The organism is Mesorhizobium sp. M7A.F.Ca.US.006.04.2.1 (genome assembly GCF_004022915.1).
GTDB classification, from domain to species: domain Bacteria; phylum Pseudomonadota; class Alphaproteobacteria; order Rhizobiales; family Rhizobiaceae; genus Mesorhizobium; species Mesorhizobium ciceri.
This window is the reverse complement of sequence record NZ_RZQA01000610.1, coordinates 1-3,955: the sequence shown is the minus strand read 5'-3', so window position 1 is coordinate 3,955 and position 3,955 is coordinate 1. Positions and strand designations below refer to the sequence as shown.

The 3,955-nt window shown below is 62.0% G+C and carries 3 protein-coding genes and 1 pseudogene; all 4 read right to left on the bottom strand.

The features are described 5' to 3' along the window. Positions 1 to 118: 118 nt before the first annotated feature. Complete coding sequence (locus tag EN925_RS26370; protein ID WP_013528766.1) at positions 119 to 643, bottom strand: tail fiber protein; 525 nt, start codon at positions 641 to 643, stop codon at positions 119 to 121. Between the two features lie 9 nt (positions 644 to 652). Next, the gene (locus EN925_RS26365; RefSeq protein ID WP_127366767.1) at positions 653 to 1,153 is read right to left on the bottom strand and encodes a tail fiber protein; all 501 of its coding nucleotides are present in this window, start codon (positions 1,151 to 1,153) and stop codon (positions 653 to 655) included. A 13-nt stretch (positions 1,154 to 1,166) separates the two neighbouring features. Then, positions 1,167 to 1,673, bottom strand: a complete 507-nt coding sequence (locus EN925_RS26360; RefSeq protein ID WP_013528764.1) for a tail fiber protein — start codon at positions 1,671 to 1,673, stop codon at positions 1,167 to 1,169. 139 nt (positions 1,674 to 1,812) lie between these two features. Next, positions 1,813 to 3,955: pseudogene (locus EN925_RS26355) on the bottom strand (hypothetical protein); the annotation flags it as partial.

Genomic DNA, 3,955 nt, shown 5'->3' with positions numbered 1-3,955 from the left:
GCGCCGGGCGGGCCCTGGCCGTGGAGGGCGCTTTCCGCGCCGGCGTCTTCGCCGCGGGGGCCTTCGATTTCGGTTCTGCGTTCTTGGCCATGATATCGGTCCTGCCCTGTTGGCTCGGTCAGCCTCTTGGTGGGAAAATGCCTTGCAGCGCGATGCAGAAGGTTAGTGTGAGGTAGGGCATCCGGTTGTTGTGCGGCAGGCCGCCACCCGCCGGAGCCAGCATGTTGGCCGCCATCGGCACCATGTTGACGGTCGTGTTCTTGTAGGCGTTGGCGTTGGTCGACCTGGCGATCGCCCGCGTCGGCGTCGGGATCTGGAGGTCGGCGGGGTCGGTTACGGCGCGGATGCTGTGGTTGTGCATCGGCATTTCCGATTCGAGCAAGGTGACCGTGTCCGAGCCGCCGAACTGCCCGAGATCATAAAAGCTCAATCCTGGACCTTGGCCGGGCTGCATCGGCACACTGCCTTGCATGTCCGGCAAGGCGAAGGTCGACTTGCCGTCGCCGCCATAGGTCGTACCCAGCAGCGAGAACAAGGCCGTGTTTTGCGAAATCGGCAGGATCTGGCCGTCGCAGACCGCCCAGCCCACGGGCGCGAAGTTGAGCGGGAAAATTCGGATTTCTGCTACGAATTGGTCCGACATGGTCCTGTCCTATGTTGGGGTCGGGAAAACGCCGAACAGCGAGATGATGAAATTGACGCAGAGATAAGGCTGCAGGTTGGTGTGGGGCCAGCCACCGCCAGACATGCCGACCACGGGATTGGCGAGGTTCGCCGTGGGCGTGTCCTCGACATAGAGCTTGCCCGTGGAAGACTGGGCCACGACATTGTTGGCGGGGCTCGTCTGGCTGGAGACGCTGGTCGTTGCCAGCATCGCGTGCGTGTGGCCGGTCATTTGCTGTATGCTCAGCGTCACGTCCTCGACGCCGCCGGTTTGCCCGATGATAAATCCGGTCCCCTGATGGAGCGGCACGCGGCTGGCCAGGTTCGGCAGTTTGAATGTCTCCTCACCGTCGCCGCCATAGGTGGTGCCGATCAACTGGAACAGGGCATCATTTTCGGAAATGGGTATCGTCTGGCCCTGACAGAACATCCAGCCGGCGGGCGCGAAGTTTCCCGCGAACATGCGAATCTCGCCGATGTAAACTGTCATGGCTGCGCGTCCTTCAATTCCGCGACGGGAAGATGCCTACCAGAGCAATGCAAAAATTCAGCACCAGATAGGGCTGCATGTTGTCGTGTGGCTGACTGCCGCCCATCGCGGTGACGCTGCTCGGTGTCAGCGCAGTCAGATTGGACGTTCCCGGCGCGTAAAGCTGCGCGGGCGATGCCGCAAGCACATTGCCGGTGGCGACGAAGAGATCGCCGGAAGCCGATGTCGCGCTGGCGCTGTGAAAATGCTGGGGGATCTCCAAAAGTGTGAGCGTATGCGCCTGCTCGCCGCCCCGTTCGCCGAGAAGATGACCTTGGCCACCGGTGTGCGTCGGAACGCGCCCACGCAGGTCGGGCAATGCAAAATTCGTTTGCCCATTGCCGCCATAGGTCGTGCCCAGCAGAGCAAACAATGCCTGGTTCTGGTTGATCGGCAGGAGCTGCCCGTCGCAGAACGCCCAACCTTGGGGAGGGAAGTTGAAAGAAATCAACTTGATTTCCGAGAGATACGGCTCGGCCATATACACCCCCAAACGTTCAATTTGTAGTAAAAAGCCAATCTCTACATGACGTTACGTTAGATCACCCACCGGCACAAAGCAATCTGCTCGGCCAATACATTTTGTAATTTATTCCAGCGCCAACGCGCGCAACGCCCGCTTATGGCAGGGGCGGCTCCGTAACCCCAACAATGGTCCCGAAGCCGGTGTTGTTGTGGTCGGCGGCCACTGTCGCGGCACCGCCACCCGAATGGCTGTTGAGACTGGCGAGATAGGCCTGAACCGCCGTGTCGTCGGTGGCGCTGCCGGCATAGCCTTCGATCTTGTCGATCACATTGAACCGCTGCCGCACGCGGATATCGGTGACGCCAGCTGACGGATCGACGCTCAGCGTATTTCCATGGATATCAAAAGTCAGCGTGCCATTGTCGGGCGTGCCGGAGGCACCAGCCTGGCTCGAGGTTATCCCGCCATTGACGCGGATCGCCTCGAGCGCGGCTGCGGTCGTCGTGCTGACGGTGTTGTTGGTGATGGTGGCATTGACGATCCCATTGCCGTCGCCGTTCGCGACCAGGATGCCATAGTTCGCGACGTGCGTGACAGTGTTGCCGTCGAGCTTGACGGTCACCGTGTTGCTGCCGGTGGCGGTCCCGTTGACGGAGACACTGATACCTGGTCCGGTGCCGGAATCCGCGTTGTTGATGTTGTTGTTGAGGATGTTGCCCGTGAACAGGCCACGCACGACCGGCGATGCGGCACCGCCGCGGTTGACGTTGATCTGCGAGCCCGCGCCGCCGGCACCAAACAGGGTCGCATAGTTGGCCGTGGTGAAGGTCGCGTTCAGCACATTGAAATTATAGGTGCCGGCGCCGTTCTGATCCATGTCCACGCCAACGAAATTGTCGGTGAAGGTGCCGCCGCTGCCGGCGACGCCGGCCTGGCCGACATCGAAATCGATGTTGCCCGAGCCGTTGTTGATGAGCTGGATACCTCTCGCGAAATTGCGCAGGAACGACGAGTTCGTGACAAGGCCGGTGATGTTGGCGGTGCCGTCGGCCTGCAGCAGCAGGCCGACATTGCCTGGCGGTCCCACGGAGGTGTCGCGGAAGGTCGAGCCCGAAACAGTGATGTTCAACGTGCCGCTGTTGTTGAAGACGTTGAAATTGTCCTCAAGGCCGTTCGCGATCACCGAATTGGTGATGGCGACCGTGCCGGTCAGGCCGTTATGGGCGGCATCGGCGGCGCGGAAGCTGATCGAGCCCTCGTCGGCCGCGGCGCTGGTGCCGTTCGTGCCAGAGGTTGCGTTCACCACGCTATTGGTGAGCGCGAAGCCATTCACCTCGAACCCTCGGATACCGAAATTGTCGAAATCGTTCAGCTGCAGACCATTGAGCTGCACATCCTTCGTATTGCTGAGGTAGATGCCGGTGCCTTGCGTGGCGCTGCCATCGGCGCCGGTCTTGTTGGCGATGACGCCCCCGCCGGTCGCGCCGACGTTGGCGCCATTTCCAGTCACATGCAAGCCGCCATTGCCGAGCGCCGTGCCGGTATTGACCAGGATGATGCCGTTGGCGCTACCGCCATTCGATGTGATGCTCTGGAAGACAAGGTTCCCCGAGCCGATATTCGTGTTCTCGACATCGAGCGCGGTGCCGGTCCCCGAATTGATCGTGCTGCCGGGGCCGGTGGCGGTAACCGTGCCGCCGCCGGTGGCGCTGAAGCCGGTGGTGTCGCTGGTTGAGGTATCGATCGCCAGCTTGTTGGTGAAGCTGATCGTCGTGCCGTTGGTGCCGCCATTGGCCACCAGGTTGATGCCGTCGCTAAAGCTATTCGATGTTATGGCGCCGTCGAACGAGATCGTGCTGCCGCCGCCGGCGGTGCCGGTGTGGTTCTGGACGTCGATCGCGGTGGCGTTGGCGGTGTGGGTAATGGTGCCATTGTAATCGATATTGGCCGAACCGCCCGAAACCAGGAACGCCGTACCCGTTGCACCGCTCAGCGCGCCGGAACCGAGGTCGACCGTGCCGCTGACGTTGGTCAGCCTGACATTGTTGGCGCCGCCGACCGAATTGGTCGAATCGAGCGCGATGCTGGCGGCGACGCCAGAGAGATTGATCGCCTGGCCGGTGGTCGCCCTCACCGTTTCTGCGGCAGCGGTAGCTGTGATGCCCATCGTGCCGCCGGTTCCAACAATGCCGGTGCCGCTGGCGGTGTCGATGGTCACGCCGCCGGTGAAGCTGACCGTGCCGCCGGTTTGCGAGACGCCGACGCCGGTGGTCGTGTCAATGTTGGCGAGGCCGGGG